The sequence below is a fragment of the Natronorubrum texcoconense genome, from assembly GCF_900100335.1.
Lineage (GTDB): Archaea > Halobacteriota > Halobacteria > Halobacteriales > Natrialbaceae > Natronorubrum > Natronorubrum texcoconense.
Genome location: NZ_FNFE01000002.1, coordinates 559,098 through 576,365 on the forward strand (window position 1 = coordinate 559,098; position 17,268 = coordinate 576,365).

The following is a 17,268-nucleotide window of genomic DNA, read 5'->3' on the forward strand; positions in this document are numbered from 1 at the left end:
CCGAACGTACGCGGTCAGTCGAACGGGACGAACATAAACAGTGGACCGTATTTTCCGATCCAGAAACACGTCGGATCGTCGGCTCCATCGAACCGTCTCGACCTCGTTCAGTCGGTCGCAGGCGCACCCTCGCGTACGGTGACGGCCATCCCGGTCTCGAAGTCCTCGATAGCCTCGGCGCCGAGTCGTGCCGTCCCGACCGCGATCACCTCGCCGCGCTCGTGGACGACCACCACCTCGTCGCCCGGCCGGATTTCCGGTCCGACCTCGAGGACGAACTTCGTGAAGACGTTCTTCTCGTCGCGGACGAACGGTTCGCTCTCGTCGTCGACGACGACGCGGTAGGCCGGGTGCTCGAGCGCCGCGTGGAGCCGACGACCACCCTCGAGTCCGAGTGTAAATCGGCCGTCGGTACCGAACGAAACGATGCGGCCGGCATCGGCGTGGACCTGCTGGGGACGACCCGAGGTCGTCCGCTTGACCGTCAGCGATTCCGCGGGCGGGAACAGCGCCTCGCCCGCGCCCGCACCGAACTGATAGTCCGCGATCGTGCGGAGGTTCGAAAGCCCCGCCAGCCCGTTTTCGTCGGCTGTATCACTCATTGCGTGGCGTTTCGTGCGGGCGGTCGAAAGCCCTTCGACCTCGGGCGCCGCGTGGTCGACGTCCGAACCATGGACGCACATGTTTGATTGGCATACATATAAACGATGGATACAAAAACGAGATAGAGAACGTTATAATACTCGATTCTGTAGTACCGCTATCCAATGGACGTCACGCAAATCGGCCTCGGGGCGGCCCTCCTCGTCCTCGGCACCCTGACGCTGGCCGGCCCGGCCTCGCTCGTCTCGGGTCCGACGACCTATCTTCTGGCGGGTGTGACGCTGCTCGTTACCGGTTACGCGCTGTTGATCGGTCTCTGGCGGAGTGAGTACCCGCATCGATCCTGATCGGCCGACCGGGTCGCACGCGAGTCCGAACGGCGACACGCGAAACGCACCTACAGCAGAAACGTCTCGTGGCGCTCGCCGAGGTCGAGGAACGAATCCGCCGCGTCGATGAGTTCTTCGGCCGTCGAAGACTCGAACGCCATCACCTCGACGCGAACACCTTCGTGGCGCAGATGCGAGCAGAGCCGCGAGAAGTCGCCGTCGCCGGTACAGAGCACGAGCGTGTCGATGTGGTTCGCGAGCGTCACCGCGTCGAGGCTCATCCCGACGTCCCAGTCGGCCTTCTTCGTGCCGTCCGAGAACGTCTTGATGTCCTTGATCTTCGGCTCGAAGCCGATATCGACCAGCGCCTCGAAGAAGCTCTCTTCCTCCGGCGAGTCCGCGCGGATCACGTACGCGATGGCGCGAGTCAGTTGGCGATCCTGAACGGCCTTATCGAGGAGCGCGGAGTAGTCGATATTTCGACTGTGGAGGCTCTGTGCCGTGTGATAGAGGTTCTGTGCGTCGACCAGGACGGCGACACGCTGGCCGGGATGAATTTCGGTCATAGGCTACATTGTATCGGCAATCGTTAAAAAGGCGCGTCGTTGGGTCCGTATTTGCGCGCCTCGACCTCGGCGTATCGAGGCACGTAGCCGATATCACTCACGCTCGAGTGATCGTCATCACTCGAGTCGGCGGCCGACCGGCGCGGTCGCTCCGGACGGTGATGAACGGCGGCCAAAATATCGTCGGCTGTAGCCGATCGACAGCCGTTAGCTACGGAGTTTCTCGATGCGCTTTTCCGTCGGCGGGTGGGTCGCGAACACCTGCGCCATGAGGCTCTTGTCGGAGTTGAAGATGCAGAGCGCGTTCATGCTGTCTTCGACCTGCGACTCCTGGCCCTGGGATCCGCTCGAGATCTTCTCGAGCGCGCGGGCGAGGGGGTCGCCGCTGCCGATGTACTGGCGAGCGTCGTCGTCGGCGACGTACTCGCGGTACCGCGAGATGGCGAGGACGAAGACCATCACGAGCATGTTCGCGAGCGTCGAGGCGATCATGGCGACGATGTAGGTGCCGATGTTGCGCTCGCCGCCCATCAGAACCGCGAAGTAGGCGACGTAGCCGACCATCATCCCGATGGACTGGCCGATGACCATCGTGATGACGTCGCGGTTCTTGATGTGGGCGATCTCGTGGGCGATGACGCCCTCGAGTTCGTCGCGCTCGAGCAACCGCATGAGTTCCGTCGAGACGCAGACGACGCCGGCACCCTTTCGGCCGACGGCGAAGGCGTTGGGGACGCCCATATCCATCACCATCAGCTTCGGCTTCTTGACGCCCATATCGCGGGAGAGGGACTCGGTCATCTGATGGACTTCCCGATACTGTCCCTCGTCGGGCATCTCCTCGGCTTTTCTGGTCGCCAACCACTTTCCGAGTTTGTACTGGAACGCGGGGAGGATGATGATACCGGCGGGCAGTATCAACAGGGGATCGACGCCGAACATCAGCGCGAGCACCGTCGCTGCACCGACGTAGAAGGCGAACAGGATGGCCCCGACGACGACCATCCGTACTTTCAGTCCGAAGTCTGTCATACCCGGCCGTACGTACTACTCCGGGATAAATTACGCGAAACGTCATGTCAATTAGTGGCACAACCCGTTCGAGCCGACGGCTCGAAGTCACAACCGATAAGGTCGTCCGTTCCGACTGCTCCCATATGCGTCACGTCGCTCACCCGACCGATCGTCCCGTCGTGAGCGACGCCGACCTCCGTTTTTCGAAACGCAAACGTCTGTGAGATGTGCTCGAGGCGGGCGTAGCACCCCCGTCCCGGGCGCGACCTCGACGCGGTCAGGTCGAGTTCAATTCCACGCCTGACTCACGACGCGCGAATCACCAATAGCCAAGTACCTAGCAGCCGACTCAGATAGCAACACCCACCATGACATCAGATATCGACTTCACCGGCGTTTTCCCGGCCATGTGTACGCCGTTCGACGAGGACGAACGCATCGACTTCGAAACGCTCCAGACCGACGCCCAGCGACTCGAGAGCGCGGGCGTCGACGGGCTCGTTCCCGTCGGCTCGACCGGCGAATCCGCGACGCTGACCCACGACGAACACGTCCGCGTCGTCGAGGCCGTCATCGAGGCCGTCGACGACGTGCCCGTCATCGCGGGCACGGGCTCGAACAACACCCGCGAGGCGCTCGAGCTCTCCGAGCGCGCCGCCGAGGCCGGCGCCGACGGCCTCCTCCTGATCTCGCCGTACTACAACAAGCCCGAGCAGCGCGGACTCGTCGACCACTTTCGCACGATCGCCGACGCGGTCGATCTCCCGCAGATCGTCTACAACGTACCCTCCCGCACGGGCCAGAACATCGAACCCGACACGGCGGTCGAACTCGCCAGCCACGAGAATATCGCGGGTTACAAGGCCGCCAGCGGCGACCTGGGCCAGATCGGCGAGATCGCCGAGCGCACGATGGACGAGGACTTCGCCGTCCTCTCGGGCGACGACGCGCTCACCCTGCCGACGATCGCCGTCGGCGGTACCGGCACGATCAGCGTCGCCGGCAACATCGAACCCGAACTCACCTGCGCGATGGTCGGCGCCGCACTCGACGGCGACTACGCGCGCGCCCAACAGCTCCACCACGAACTCGGGCCGCTGTTCCGCGAGCTGTTCGTCGAGACCAACCCGATCCCGGTCAAGGAGGCCATGGAGATCCGCGGCTACGGACCCGCACGGATGCGTCCACCGCTGACTCGACTCTCCGAGGAGTACCGCGAGGACCTCGAGGCCGTCCTCGCGAACCTCGAGAACGAATCACCGGCGTCGGCCGACGACAGCAGCACGGAGCCGGCGGCGGAGGGTGATCGATGACGGTACGGGTCGGCGTCACCGGCGCGACGGGCCGGATGGGGCGTGAAGTGATCGCCGCCGCAGCGGACCACGCCGACTGCGAGGTCGTCTTCGCGGTCACCCGCGAGCCCGACGGCGAGACGGTCGACGGCATCGAGATCGAATCTGCCGGCGAGTTCGACTCGCTGGTCGTCGAGCGCGAGCCCAGCGTCGTAATCGACTTCACCGGCCCCGAATCGGCGGTCGACTACGCCGACGCCTGCGCCGACGCCGGCGTCGCATTCGTCACGGGAACCACCGGTTTCGACGACGACGGACGCGAGGCGCTCGAGTCCGCGAGCGAGGAGGTCGCCGTCCTCCACGCGCCGAACTTCGCCCGCGGGGTGCAGGCCCTGCTGAACGTCGTCGGCGAGGCCGTACAGAACTTGCCCGGCTACGACGTCGAACTCGTCGAGACCCACCACAACGCCAAACGCGACGCCCCCAGCGGGACCGCGAACCGGCTGCTCGAGGAAATCGAGACCAACGGCGACTTTACCGGACGGACCCACGGCCGCGAGGGCGAGGATCCGCGCGAAGAAGGCGAGATCGGCGTCCACGCGCTCCGCGCGGGCAACGTCACGGGCGAGCACGAAGTGATCCTCGCGGGCAACCACGAGGAGGTCCGGCTCACGCACCGCGCCGAGGACCGCGGGGTCTTCGCCGCGGGCGCGGTCGACGCGGCGGTCTGGATCGCTGGACAAAAGGCGGGCGACTACGACTTCGCGGACGTGATCAGCGAATGAGCACGCTCGAGACCGAGATCGACGAGCTGTGGGACCGCAAACAGAACGACGACGTCAGCGTCGAAACCGTCGGCGAGGACGAGAAAGCGACGCTCGACGCCTTCCTCGACGCGCTCGAGGACGGCGAGATCCGCGCCGCGGAGAAACGGGGCGACAGCTGGGAGGCCAACGAGTGGGTCAAACAGGGTATCCTGCTCAACTTCGGCCTGCGCGAGACCGTCCCCCGCGAGTACGGCGGCGTCACGTACAACGACGTCCTCCCGCTCGCGGACTCGAGCGAGTACGGCGACCGCGGCAGTCGCAACACGCCCGACGGCACCGTCGTCCGCAAGGGCGCCCACATCGGCTCGGACTGCATCCTGATGAGCCCGGCGTTCGTCAACATCGGCGCCCACGTCGGCGACGGCACGCTCGTTGACTCCTGTGACACGGTCGGCTCCTGCGCGCAGATCGGCGCGAACGTCAAACTCGGCGCGAACACCCTCATCGGCGGCGTGCTCGAGCCGGTCGAGGACGCGCCGGTCATCGTCGAGGACAACGTCTCGCTCGGCGCGGGCTGTCGCGTCACGAGCGGCTTCGTCGTCGGTGAGAACAGCGTCGTCGGCGAGAACACGCTGCTGACGCCGCGAATTCCCGTCTACGACCTCGTCGAGGACGAGGTGCTCTACGGCGAACTGCCGGCCGACCGCCGCGCGTTCACGCGGTTCGTCGAATCCTCTGTCAGCGAGCACGCGCTCTTTGACGGCGGCGCCTACAAGCCGGCCGTCGTCGCGACGGATCTGGAGACGGAGACGCTCGAGGCGACCGAGCGCGAGGACGCGCTGCGAGAGTAGCCGAGCGCCGAACCCAAACGTTTGAATTCTCACGCTCACGTACACTGAACAATGACTACGCCCGCAGCGTCCCCCGCCGTCCGCCGCCTCGACGACTGGGACGCCGTCGACCTGTCCGCGCTTATAGACGACTACAGCTCGCCGCTGTACGTGCTCGATCTCGAGCGCGTCCGCGAGAACTGCCACCGAATTCAGTCCGCGTTTCCGGACGCGGAGATTCTCTACGCCGTGAAGGCGAACGCCCTCGGAGACGTCCTCGAAACCCTGCACGAGGAAGGCGTCGGACTCGAGTGTGCCTCCGCGGGCGAAGTTGAACGCGCGCTCGCGGCCATCGATTCGAGCGCCGCACGCGATGAATCCGGCACCGGGGGCGATAGCTCGGGTGCGGACGTCCACTACACGGCCGTCAACCCGCCCGCGCGGGACCTCGACTGGGTCGTCGACGCCTGGGAGGACCACCCCGAGCTGACGATCACCGTGGGGGCCGAGGACACCCTCGACCGCCTCGAGGAACGCGGCTACGACGGCCGGCTCTGTCTCCGCGTGAACCCCGGAATCGGCGCCGGCCACCACGAGAAGGTCCAGACCGGCGCCAACGCGAAGTTCGGCGTCCCGGCCGAACGCGCGGTCGACGTGCTCACCGACGCCGCCGAGCGCGGCTTCGACGTCGTCGGCATTCACGCCCACGTCGGTTCGGGCGTCTCGAGCGACCAACTGGACGACCACCGGGAGTTCGTTTCGCGGATGGGCGATCTGACGCGGGAGGTGAGCGACGCGCTCGCGGCCGTCGACGGCGACGGCCTCGAGTTCGTCGACGTCGGCGGCGGCTTCGGCGTTCCCTACCACGAGGACGAGGAGCCGCTCGATCTCGAGGCGGTCGCCGAGGCGACGCGCGAGGCGATCGGCGAGGTCGACGCGCAACTGACGATCGAACCCGGCCGCTACTTCGTCGCCGACGCGGGGGTCCTCCTGACGGAAGTCAACACCGTCAAGGAGGCCCGCGACACCCTCGCGGTCGGCATAGACGCCGGGATGACGACCCTGCTCCGGCCCGCGATGTACGACGCCTATCACCCGATCCGAAATCTGACGGCCGACTCGAGCGGCGCGGACGAGAACGACAGCCACACCAGTCGCGAGATGCGGCCACAGACCATCACCGGCCCGATCTGCGAGAGCGGGGACGTGTTCTGTACCGACCGGCAACTCCCGACGAGCGAGCGCGGGGACGTCCTCGCGGTCGGCAACACGGGGGCCTACGGCTACGAGATGGCCAACCAGTACAACTCCCGACCTCGGCCCGCTTCGGTCGTCCTCGACGGCGACGGGGTTCGACTCGCACGCCGTCGCGAGACGGTCGACGACGTCACTCGGCTCGAGGCCGAGCGCTCCGACCCGACAAACGACGCCGGCGGCGCCGGATCGAACGGGAACGCTGATACCGACGCAGACCGAGAAGCACATAACGGCCACGATACTCGATAGCACGATGACTGTTCCATTTCAGAAGTACCACGGCACCGGCAACGACTTTCTAATTATCCACGCGGACGAGTTCGTCCCCGATCGGGGGGCACTCGCCGTCCGCGAGTGCGATCGCGACGCCGGCGTCGGTGCCGACGGAATCCTCTATCTCGCCCTCGAGGAGAAGTTCAGTCCGCCGCGCGTCGTGATGACGCTGGTCCAGCCCGACGGTTCGACGGCCCCGATGTGCGGCAACGGCGCGCGCTGTGCCGCCGAGTGGGCCATGGATCGGACCGACACCGACAGCGTCATGATCGACACGCAGTCGGGCACCCTTCGCGCGGATCGGACCGACGGCGTGATCACCATCGAGATGGGGACGCCCACGTTCGACCCCGGCGACGTCCCGGTTCGGGCGGACGAGCCGGTCTTCGAGGAGGAGATCGACGGCCTCGAGGTGACGATGGTCAACACCGGCGTTCCCCACGCCGTCGCGTTCGTCGACGATGTCGGCGACGTCGACCTCGAGACGGTTGCACCACCAGTTCGCCACGGCGACGCGTTCCCGAAGGGGACGAACGTCACGGTCGCCAGCCCCGACGGCGACGGCGGCTTCGACCAGCGGACCTACGAGCGCGGCGTCGAAGCCGAGACGGACTCCTGCGGGACGGGTGCGGTCGCCATCGCCGTCGTCGCCCGCCGACTCGGTCTCACCGACGCCGATCCCGTCGAGGTGCGCCCGCCGGGTGGCGACCTGCAGGTCAGCTTCAACGACCGCGGGAACGCGACGCTCACCGGCCCCGTCGAACACGAGTTCGACGGCGAAGTCACGCCCGAATCGCCGGCCGAACTGTGAGCGGGGAGCGGATGGACGAGAGCGAGAGCAAGCGACGACCGAGAACGACTGGAAACGGAGCCGAACGATGAGCGAGGACCGAGCGCGGACGACGAACCGAGCGGTCGACGACGCCTTCGATCCCGTCGCCTTCCTGGAGACCGCAGTCCAGCACGCCTCCCACGAGGACGTCGGCCCGATGCGGACGTTCCTCTGTGAGACGCTCGAGGAACGGGGCGTTACCCCCCGCGTCGACGAACACGGAAACGTGATCGCGACCCGCGGGCCGGCCGACGCCGACACCCACCTCGTGTTGAACACGCACATCGACACCGTCTCGCCGCACGTGCCGTTCGAACGCGACGCGACCGGCGTCGAGGGTCGCGGCGAAACCGAGACCGGCGACGTGATCCGAGGACGCGGCTCCTGTGACGCGAAGGGGCCGCTCGCCGCGTTGCTGTCGGCGTTTTTCGCCGTCGATCCCGCGAGCGCGACCGGCCGCGTCACGCTCGCGATCACGCCCGACGAGGAGGTGCTCTCGATCGGCGCGTACGAACTGGTGACGGGCGTGGAGTCGCCGACCCGAGACGCCGACGCGGTGATCGTCGGCGAGCCGACGAATCTCGACGTCTGTACGGCCGCCAAAGGGCGCTTCCAGGGGACGATCCACCTGACGGGCGCGAACGCCCACGCCGCCGAACCGGAGACGGGAGTCAACGCCGTCGCCGCGCTCGAGTCCGTCCTCGCGGCGATCCGAACGTTCGACGACCGAGACGACGCGCCACCGACGCACCCACAGCTCGGCGAGGCGACGCTCACGCCGACCGTCGTCGAGGGCGGCGCGGCCACGAATCAGGTGCCGGCCGACTGCGCGCTGACGGTCGACCGCCGGAGCGTGCCGCCCGAAGCGGCCGACGAGTTCCACGCGGCGCTCACCGAGCAGTTGCGGACCGCCGTGCCCGACGACGTGGGGCTCGAGTTTCGCTTCACCGACCGACCCACGCCGTTCCTCGAGGCCTGGGACACCGATCCCAACGAACGAATCGTCGAGGTCCTCGCCTCTGCGTCCGGCGGCGACGTCCGGCCCTTCGCCGCCGCGACCGAAGCCTCCTACTTCGCGGCCGACGCGCCGACGGTCGTCTTCGGCCCCGGCGTCCTCGCGGACGACGAGGGAGCCGTCGCGCACGCGCCGCGGGAGTACGTCCGGATCGACGCGGTCCGCGAGGCGGCGCGGGCGCTCGAGGAGACGGTGCTGACGATCGTCGAGTAGAAACCGTCGTGTTCGCGGAGCGACGGCGGCGCCTTCATCGTGAGAACGGATGATTCGTCGCGAGGCGACCGCGTCGCTACCACTTGATCGAGATGTAGAGGAGGGCGATCATGCCCAGAATTGCCACGACAAAGAGGGCGACGGTCGCGATTTCCGGGAAGAGATACTCGACTATCGCATCGCTCATACCGGCCGTTCGGAACAGTCGGTCAAAGCCATGTTGATCTCGATCCGTCGACGACCGTGCCCGAAGGCACGGGACCGGACTCGACGCGAACGGTTCTCGACCGATCCGATCGGACGATTTTTACCGACGCTGTCTAATGTAGACAGCAACACGTGTCCCCCGCTGTCGCCGCCGTGCTGTCCTCCCTCGCGACCGTCGGGGGAGACGCGACGCTCGTCACCGCCCAGTCGGTCGGCGGCGTCGATCTCCGCCGACCGCTCGGCGTCGCCGTCGGCTGGACAGTCCTCACGCTCGTCGTCGGCGGGGTACTGCTGGCCGGGTTCTCGTCGCCGATTCGAGCGATTCGGGACGACGCCCTCGAGCGGCCGGACCTGACGTTCGCGACCGGCTTTCTCGTCTTCTTCGCGCCGCTCGTCGTCGCCTCGATACCGCTGTTCGTCCTCACCTACGTCGCCGACCATCCGGCGGTGCTCGGAATCGGCGCGCTCGTCTCGCTGCCGGCGCTGATCGTCGCCGGTGGGCTGTTGATCGTCGGCGGTACGATCGGTTCCGTCGTCGTCGGCGATCGGATCGCCGGCAGCGTTGCGACCGGGACGCCGTCGCTCGGACGGTCGCTCGCGGTCGGATCGGTCGTCCTCGGCTCGAGTCAACTCGTTCCCGTCGTCGGGACGCTGGTCGCGATCGGATTCGCGACCGTCGGCACGGGCGCGCTCGCGCGACGACGGTTCGACCCCTGGAGCGACGACGAGGAACGCGGTCGCGTCCGCGACGGACCGGCGCGAACGGGCCGCCCGACTGTCCGCTCGACCGAGCGCTGGGAAGGGGCCGACTCGGACGAAACTGCCGTCTGGCGCTCGACGGAAATCGAAGGCGACGGGACCGAGACCGGTCCGGAGACACCGTCGGGCGTGGCCGGACGGGTCGACGACGAGACGGAGGACTCGAACCGTCTCGCGCGACGGCGGACCGATGGTGCCCGCCCCTCGACGGCTGATGGGAAAGAGCAGACAACCGGTGAGTGGACCGTCGACGACTGGGCGTGGGAGATCGGTGCCGACCGCGCGGACGAAACCGAGGACGCGTCGGAGTCCGATCGGTGACACGGCCCCAAATCGTGCGGTTCTGCGCGTCGAGTCGGCGGCTTCAGACGTACTCGAGGAAGTTCACGAGGTAGACGACCGCGTTGAAGAGGCCGTGGACCAGCGCGGGAACGACCAGATTGTCGGAGAGTTCGTAGAGGACCCCGAGATAGAGTCCGAGCGTCGTGACCGTCCCGAGGCTCACGAGGACCGCCCCGAGGTCCTCGCCCAAATAGGCGGGGAAGTGGACGATTCCGAAGACGAACGACGCGAGGATTACGGCGACCACCGTGGGGAACGTCTCGCCGAGGCGCGACTGGATAACGCCCCGGTAGAGTAACTCTTCGCCGGGACCGGTGAGGAAGATCGCGATCGGAATCCCGAGCAACAGCAAGAGCGGGTACTCCCGCCCCCGCTCGATGCCGGAGTGGGTCGTCCCCTCCCCGCCCGTTCCGAACGGATCGAACAGCTCGATGACCAGCTGGTAGCCCATGGCGACGGTGAACGCACCGATTAGACCGATTGCGATCCAGCTCAGGTCCCGGAGCGTGGGTTTTCGAAGCCGGAGGAACTCGAGGACGAACGCCGGATCGAACCCCCGACGACGAACGATCAAGTACGTCAGGGCGAGTCCGCCGGCGCCGACGACGTTGAACGCGACCGACGAGGCGAGCTGGTGAATCGTCGCGTCGTCGTACCCGAGGACGAGCAGCTGCACCTCGACGCCGACCGTCGCGGAGAGTCCGGTGAACCAGCCGCCGATCGCGAGCGCGAGACAGAGGACGACGGCTCGGACGCTCGCCGGAACGGGGACTCGAAACCGCCGTCTCGTGGACACAGGTGCCCGTAGTCACCAGCGATAAAAATAGGTACTGACCGTCGGCGAGTCGCGAGGCGGAGGCGGAGTATTCGACGATCCGCTCGTAAAATGCGCGTGGAAATGTCTGACACAGTATAAAAAGAATAATACCTCGTTTGCGTATCTCAACGAATGGACATGCCTGCTGGAACAGATCAAACCCTTCGACCGTTTCTGTGGCGTGCAGCCAACCTGTATTCCGACACGGAGATCGTCTCCCGAAACCACGACGGAATGCAGCGATACACCTACGGCGAGTACGAGGATCGAACGAGCCAGCTCGCGAACGCCCTCGACGAACACGGCATCGAGGAGGGCGACCGCGTCGGGACGTTCTGTTGGAACCACTCCCGGCACTTCGAGACGTACTTCGCCGTCCCGTCGATCGGCGCCCAGCTGCATACGATCAACCCGCTGCTTCCCGACGCACACATCCAGTACATCGTCGACAACGCCGACGATCAGCTGATCTTCGTCGATCAGTCGCTCGCACCGAAACTCGCGAGCGCGGTCGCCGATGCCGACGGCGACGAGTTCGCGGACGTCGACTTCGTCGTCATGGGGAGCGAGGAGTCCGACCACCTCGAGGCGACGCCGTACGAGTCGTTCATCGACGGCCAGGACACCGACTACGACTGGCCCGACGTCGACGAGGAACAGCCGGCGGGAATGTGTTACACCTCGGGAACCACCGGGAACCCGAAGGGCGTCGAGTACACCCAGCAGATGCTCTGGAGCCACACGATGGCGACGCTGACGCCACAGGGGATCCCGATGGCCGACGACGACGTCGTGATGCCCGTCGTGCCGATGTTCCACGTCAACGCCTGGGGCATGCCGTTCTCGGCGACTGCGGGCGGCTCGAAACACGTCTACCCGGGCCCCTCGCCGGAGCCCGAAGACATCGCGAGCCTCATCGAGAACGAGGGCGTGACGATCAGCGCCGGCGTCCCCACCGTCTGGCTCGGACTGATGGAGTACTGCTCGGAACACGACGTCGACCTCTCGACGCTCGAGACCGTGATCGTCGGCGGCTCGGCGGCGCCGAAATCGATGATCGAGTGGTTCGACGACCAGGGCGTCGAAGTGCTCCACGCATGGGGAATGACCGAGATGTCCCCGATCGGCTCGGTCTCCCACCTCAAATCCGATCTGCAGGACGCCGACTACGACACCCAACTCGAGAAACGCGGCAAACAGGGGCTGATGGTCCCCGGCCTCGAGTTCAAAGTGATCGACGAGAACGACGAGGAGATCGCCTGGGACGGCGAGGAGTTCGGCGAGCTGTGGGTTCGCGGTCCGTGGGTCACGAAGGAGTACTTCAAGCGCCCGGAGGCCAACGAGGAGGACTTCGAGGACGGCTGGCTCAAGACCGGCGACGTCGTCACCGTCGACGAAGACGGCTACATCCAGATCGTCGATCGCGAGAAGGACGTGATCAAATCGGGCGGCGAGTGGATCTCGTCGGTCGAACTCGAGAACGCGATCATGGCCCACGACGACGTCGCCGAGGCGGCCGTCGTCGGCGTCCCCCACGAGCGCTGGCAGGAGCGACCGGTCGCGTTCGTCGTTCCCGACGACGGCGTCGACCGCGAGACGCTCGTCCCCGAGATCAACGAGATGCTCGCCGACGAGTACCCCAAGTGGTGGCTGCCGGACGAGGTCGAGTTCATCGAAGAGGTGCCGAAGACGGCGACGGGCAAGTTCTCGAAGAAGGACATCCGCGAGGAGTACGCGGACCAGTCCCTCGTCGAGGGCCGGGTACCGGAAGACGCCGCGCCGGATCAAAACTGAACGCCGCGCCGGGCTATTTTTCGGCAGCGATGCAGCCGCCGGACGCTACCCGAACCGTCGCACTCGACGTTCCGACACAGGCTCGGTTCGACTCGTCACTCGCGCTCGAGGACGATCACGCCGGCGAGAATCAACGCGCCGCCGGCGACGGTCGCGACGGTGACCGGTTCGGCGAACAGCGCAGCACCGAGGACGACCGTGACGGGTGGCTCGGCGGTGCTGACGATACTCGCTCGGCTGGCGCCGATGTACCGCAGCCCGGCGAAAAACGCCACGACGGGAACCGCGGTCGCGACGACGGCGATACTGAGTAGAATCGCCCACGCCGACGGCGCCGTGGGAAACGCGAGTTGACCGGTGGCCGCCCCGATGCCGACGAACGACGCCCCGGCGGCGGGCAACACGTACGCGGTCAGGACCAGCGGATCGACCGTCTCGAGCACCGCCCGCGAGCCGGTGATGTAGCAGGCGTAGGCCAGCGCGGCGCCGAGGACGACGACCACGCCGACGAGCGACGCGCCCTCCGGGTTCGCGCCGGTGACGAGGACGATGCCGCCGAAGGCCAGACACAGCGCCACCAGCATGGCTCGGCTGATTCGCTCGCCGATCGTGAGGACCGCGAGAACCACGACGAACGCGGGATAGGTGTAGAGGACGATCGCGACCAGTCCGGCCGTCATGTACTCGAGACCGAGGAAGTAGAGCCCGCTCTGTGCGGTGTAGCCGAGGCCGCCGAGCGCGAGCGCGATCGCCAGCGGTCGTCCGCGGAGGATCGTCGCCTCTCCTCGCCACGCGAGAAAGGCCCAGATCACCAGCCCGGCGAGCAGAAACCGAAAGACGAGCACCGTCGGAATCGAGAGCCCCGCCCGCTGAGCGTAGATTCCGAAAATCCCGAGCGTCCCGAACCCGATCGCTGAGACGAGTATCAGCGCGATACCGAGGTGTTCGGTCTCGAGCGTTCGGTGAGAGAGATATTCAGGCATGCCAAATCGAGTCGCTGACTCGCAGTACCGCGCATCGGCTTACAAAAACTCCGATACGCGCGTCTCGCGGGCCGTGGCGAGTCGGATCGCAAAAGTGGCTGCTCGAGACCGCGCGTCGACTACTCGAGGTCGTCCACTAACTCGCTCGCGACGCCGGTGTAGCCCGCCGGCGTCAGCGCGTGCAGTTCCTCGCGAACGTCTTCGTCGACCTCGAGGTCGTCGAACATGGTACGGAAGTCCTCGAGCGTGACGTCCTTGCCGCGCGTGACGGCTTTGACGCGCTCGTAGGCGTCCTCCTGTCCCTCGCGGCGGAGGATCGTCTGGACGGCCTCGCCGATGATCTCGGGGGTGGACTCGAGTTCGTCGCGCATGACCCGCTCGGTGGGGACGACCTTCGAGAGCCCCGACGCAGTCTTGCCGTAGCCGATCAGGCAGTGGGCGAATGCGGCGCCGATGTTGCGCTTGACGGTCGAGTCGGAGAGGTCGCGCTGGAGCCTCGACGTGGTGATGTAGTCCGCCAGGAAGGTGAGATCCGAGTTGGCCTTCGAGAGGTTCCCCTCACTGTTCTCGAAGTCGATCGGGTTGACCTTGTGGGGCATCGTCGAGGAGCCGGTTTCGCCCTCGACGGCCTCCTGGCCGAGGTAGCGGTCGGAAACGTAGAGCCACATGTCCAGATCGAGGTCCAGCAGGACCTCGTTCGCCCCGCGGAAGGCGTCGAAGACGGCCGCGAGGTCGTCACAGGGGTTGACCTGCGTGGTCAGCGCCTCGAACTCGAGGCCCAGATCGGTGACGAACGCCTCCGCGAACGCCGGCCAGTCGACGTCGGGGTAGGCCGCGTGGTGGGCCGCGTACGTGCCCGACGCGCCGCCGAGTTTGCCCCGGAGTTCGTCGGTCGCTTGCCGAATGCGCCCCGTCGCGCGACCGAGACGGGCGGCGTAGACGGCCATCTCCTTGCCGAACGTGGTCGGCGTCGCGGGCTGGCCGTGCGTTCGGGCGAGCATCGGGAGGTCGCGGTAGTCGCGAGCCATCCCCGCGAGCGTCTCGCGGACCTCGTACAGCTCCGGCAGGAGCACCTCGTCGACGGCGTCGCGGACGAGCAGCCGGTGGGCGAGGTTGTTCACGTCCTCGCTGGTCAGCCCGAAGTGGATCCAGGCCGAGGCGTCGCTGCCCTCGAGCAGCCGGTGACGAACGAAGTACTCGACGGCTTTGACGTCGTGGTTGGTCGCCTCGAACTCGGCGTAGCCCTCCGTCTCGAGGGTCTTGATCAGCCGGGCGTCCTCCTCCGCGAAGTGTTTGTACAGTCCGCGAAGGTGTTCGCGTTCCTCGAGGTCGAGCTCGAGCGGCGTCGCCTCGAGATCCGCGAGCGCGAGCAGGTACTCGACTTCGACGCGGACCCGGGCGCGCATGAGTGCGGCCTCGCTGGCGTACGGCGACAACGGCGCGGTCCGGCTGCCGTAGCGGCCGTCCAGCGGCGAGACGGCGTACAGGGCGTTCGTGTCGGTCATTGAACGAGCCTTCCCGCACGCGGTCCAAAAGCGTGTCGAAACGCGGGTCGCTCGGGGCCACGAGTATGCATATCTCGGAGAGACCGTACGGAAATACTGCCGTTATAATACACGACCGTGCATATTTCGGTGGCCGAGACCGCAACCACTTTGCCCCTCGCGGGCGCGGGTTCGACCATGATGCGAATCGCCGGGATGGCCGGCAACCGAGGGCGTAACCTGTTGAACATCGCCGACCGCGCGCCGGGCGGGGCCGAACTCGCGGTCGTACTAACGAACAACGCCGACGCGCCGGTGCTCGACGCCGCCGCCGAGCGCGGGATTCCGACCGAGGTCGTTCCGCTCGAGGGCGGAATGAACCGGGCGACCCACGAGGAAGCCATGCTCGAGGTCCTCGCCGACCACGAGTTCGACCTCGTCTGTCTCGACGGCTACATGCGCATTCTCTCGGACACGTTCCTCGACGAAGCGCCGACCACGCTGAACGTCCACCCTTCGTTGCTGCCCGCATTCCCCGGGATGGACGCCTGGGGCGACGCGCTCGAGGCGAACGTCTCGGTGACGGGCTGTACGGTCCACGTCGTCACCGACGCGACGGACGAGGATGGCGAGGTCGTCGAGAACGAGGTCGACGGCGGTCCGATCGTCACTCAGGAGCCGATCCCGGTCTACGCGGGCGACGACGAGGAGAGTCTGAAAGAGCGCGTCCTCTACGAGGGCGAGTTCCGCGCGTACCCCCGGGCCGTGAAGTGGTTCGCGGAGGGGAGCGTCAATGTCGATCTCGAGGCGGGCGACGTGACGGTCGACGCAGACGTCGCAAGCACGGACGCTGACGACCACAACGGGCTGCCGGGTCGACGACTCGTCTCCGACGACCGGGCCGACACGCTCCGCTACGGGGAGAATCCCCATCAGGACGCTGCCGTCTACACCGACTACACCACGGACGAGGCCAGCGTCGTCCACGCCGACCAGCTGAACGAGGGCGCGAAGGCGCTGTCGTACAACAACTACAACGACGCCGACGGCGCGCTGAACCTGATCAAGGAGTTCGACGAGCCAGCCGCCGCGGTGATCAAACACACCAACCCGGCCGGCTGTGCAACCGCAGACGATCTCACCGAGGCCTACGAGAAGGCCCTCTCGACGGACCCGATGAGCGCCTTCGGCGGCATCGTCGCGCTCAACCGAGAGTGTGACGCCGCGACGGCCGAACAGATCATCGACTCGTTCAAGGAGGTCGTCGTCGCTCCCGGCTACACCGACGACGCGCTCGAGGTCCTCTTCGAAAAGGACAACCTCCGCGTGCTCGACGTCGGCGAGCTCGGTGAACGAACGGAGCGTTTCACTGAGAAGCCGCTCGTCGGCGGTCGACTCGTCCAGGAGCGTGACCTGCAGTCGATTTCGGTCGACGACCTCGAGGTCGTCACCGAGCGCGAGCCGAGCGAGGAAGAACTCGAGTCGATGGTGTTCGCCTGGCAGACGCTCAAACACGTGAAGTCGAACGGGATCCTCTTCACGAAGGGGACCGAGACGGTCGGCGTCGGGATGGGACAGGTCTCCCGCGTCGACGCGGTTCGACTAGCGGCGATGAAAGCTGACGAACACGCCGAAGGAAAGGACGCCGAAGGCGCGGTCATGGCCTCGGACGCGTTCTTCCCGTTCCCGGACGGCATCGAGGAGGCCGCGAAGGCGGGCATCGAGGCGGTCGTCCAGCCCGGCGGCTCGGTCAACGACGACGACGTGATCGAGGCGGCGGACGAACACGGGATCGCGATGGCGTTTACGGGACAGCGGAGTTTTCGGCACGACTGACCGTATCCGATGGAGCGTTTCGACTGTGCTCTGCGATGCGAGGCGGACCGACGCA

General features: G+C 66.6%; 16 protein-coding genes. 10 read left to right on the forward strand and 6 right to left on the reverse strand.

Annotated features, from left to right (window positions below):
- Positions 1 to 107 precede the first annotated feature (107 nt).
- A complete protein-coding gene (locus tag BLT08_RS09010) occupies positions 108 to 602 on the reverse strand; it encodes a PUA domain-containing protein (protein ID WP_090306117.1) in 495 nt (164 codons plus the stop codon).
- Between the two features lie 165 nt (positions 603 to 767).
- On the opposite strand from BLT08_RS09010, the gene BLT08_RS09015 reads away from it, so the two are divergent.
- Complete coding sequence (locus BLT08_RS09015; RefSeq protein WP_090305196.1) at positions 768 to 950, forward strand: hypothetical protein; 183 nt, start codon at positions 768 to 770, stop codon at positions 948 to 950.
- A 50-nt stretch (positions 951 to 1,000) separates the two neighbouring features.
- Here the strand turns inward: BLT08_RS09015 and BLT08_RS09020 are convergent, their stop codons facing one another.
- Complete coding sequence (locus BLT08_RS09020) at positions 1,001 to 1,498, reverse strand: LabA-like NYN domain-containing protein (protein WP_090305199.1); 498 nt, start codon at positions 1,496 to 1,498, stop codon at positions 1,001 to 1,003.
- Between the two features lie 207 nt (positions 1,499 to 1,705).
- A complete protein-coding gene (locus BLT08_RS09025) occupies positions 1,706 to 2,530 on the reverse strand; it encodes a M48 family metallopeptidase (RefSeq protein WP_090305202.1) in 825 nt (274 codons plus the stop codon).
- A gap of 350 nt (positions 2,531 to 2,880) precedes the next feature.
- Between BLT08_RS09025 and dapA the strand changes: the two genes are divergently transcribed.
- The 7 genes from dapA to BLT08_RS09060 all read left to right on the forward strand — a co-directional run bounded on the left by dapA (position 2,881) and on the right by BLT08_RS09060 (position 10,278).
- On the forward strand, positions 2,881 to 3,825 hold the full coding sequence (gene dapA, locus BLT08_RS09030; protein ID WP_090305205.1) for a 4-hydroxy-tetrahydrodipicolinate synthase: 945 nt from the start codon (positions 2,881 to 2,883) through the stop codon (positions 3,823 to 3,825).
- The gene (dapB, locus tag BLT08_RS09035; RefSeq protein WP_090305207.1) at positions 3,822 to 4,589 is read left to right on the forward strand and encodes a 4-hydroxy-tetrahydrodipicolinate reductase; all 768 of its coding nucleotides are present in this window, start codon (positions 3,822 to 3,824) and stop codon (positions 4,587 to 4,589) included. Before dapA ends, dapB begins: the two co-directional genes overlap by 4 nt.
- Entirely contained in the window at positions 4,586 to 5,422 is an 837-nt protein-coding gene (locus tag BLT08_RS09040; RefSeq protein WP_090305210.1) for a 2,3,4,5-tetrahydropyridine-2,6-dicarboxylate N-succinyltransferase, read from the forward strand. Before dapB ends, BLT08_RS09040 begins: the two co-directional genes overlap by 4 nt.
- Positions 5,423 to 5,473: 51 nt before the next feature.
- Complete coding sequence (gene lysA, locus BLT08_RS09045) at positions 5,474 to 6,907, forward strand: diaminopimelate decarboxylase (RefSeq protein ID WP_090305213.1); 1,434 nt, start codon at positions 5,474 to 5,476, stop codon at positions 6,905 to 6,907.
- Between the two features lie 4 nt (positions 6,908 to 6,911).
- Positions 6,912 to 7,742 (forward strand): diaminopimelate epimerase, encoded by an 831-nt coding sequence (gene dapF, locus BLT08_RS09050; protein WP_090305216.1) that lies wholly within the window; start codon positions 6,912 to 6,914, stop codon positions 7,740 to 7,742.
- Between the two features lie 67 nt (positions 7,743 to 7,809).
- Positions 7,810 to 8,991: a M20 family metallopeptidase gene (locus BLT08_RS09055; protein WP_090305219.1), complete on the forward strand. Its 1,182-nt coding sequence runs from the start codon at positions 7,810 to 7,812 to the stop codon at positions 8,989 to 8,991.
- 339 nt (positions 8,992 to 9,330) lie between these two features.
- A complete protein-coding gene (locus tag BLT08_RS09060; RefSeq protein ID WP_090305222.1) occupies positions 9,331 to 10,278 on the forward strand; it encodes a DUF8173 domain-containing protein in 948 nt (315 codons plus the stop codon).
- A gap of 43 nt (positions 10,279 to 10,321) precedes the next feature.
- On the opposite strand, the gene BLT08_RS09065 is transcribed toward BLT08_RS09060, so the two are convergent.
- Positions 10,322 to 11,095, reverse strand: a complete 774-nt coding sequence (locus tag BLT08_RS09065; protein ID WP_090305224.1) for a CPBP family intramembrane glutamic endopeptidase — start codon at positions 11,093 to 11,095, stop codon at positions 10,322 to 10,324.
- A gap of 159 nt (positions 11,096 to 11,254) precedes the next feature.
- Between BLT08_RS09065 and BLT08_RS09070 the strand changes: the two genes are divergently transcribed.
- Positions 11,255 to 12,910 (forward strand): long-chain fatty acid--CoA ligase, encoded by a 1,656-nt coding sequence (locus BLT08_RS09070; RefSeq protein ID WP_090306120.1) that lies wholly within the window; start codon positions 11,255 to 11,257, stop codon positions 12,908 to 12,910.
- 95 nt (positions 12,911 to 13,005) lie between these two features.
- Here BLT08_RS09070 and BLT08_RS09075 read toward each other — a convergent pair whose 3' ends face one another.
- Positions 13,006 to 13,893: a DMT family transporter gene (locus BLT08_RS09075; protein WP_090305228.1), complete on the reverse strand. Its 888-nt coding sequence runs from the start codon at positions 13,891 to 13,893 to the stop codon at positions 13,006 to 13,008.
- A 119-nt stretch (positions 13,894 to 14,012) separates the two neighbouring features.
- Positions 14,013 to 15,398, reverse strand: a complete 1,386-nt coding sequence (gene purB, locus BLT08_RS09080; RefSeq protein WP_090305231.1) for an adenylosuccinate lyase — start codon at positions 15,396 to 15,398, stop codon at positions 14,013 to 14,015.
- A 177-nt stretch (positions 15,399 to 15,575) separates the two neighbouring features.
- Here purB and purH point away from each other — a divergent pair, with 177 nt between their 5' ends.
- On the forward strand, positions 15,576 to 17,213 hold the full coding sequence (purH, locus tag BLT08_RS09085) for a bifunctional phosphoribosylaminoimidazolecarboxamide formyltransferase/IMP cyclohydrolase (RefSeq protein ID WP_090305234.1): 1,638 nt from the start codon (positions 15,576 to 15,578) through the stop codon (positions 17,211 to 17,213).
- The last annotated feature ends 55 nt before the right edge of the window (positions 17,214 to 17,268 follow it).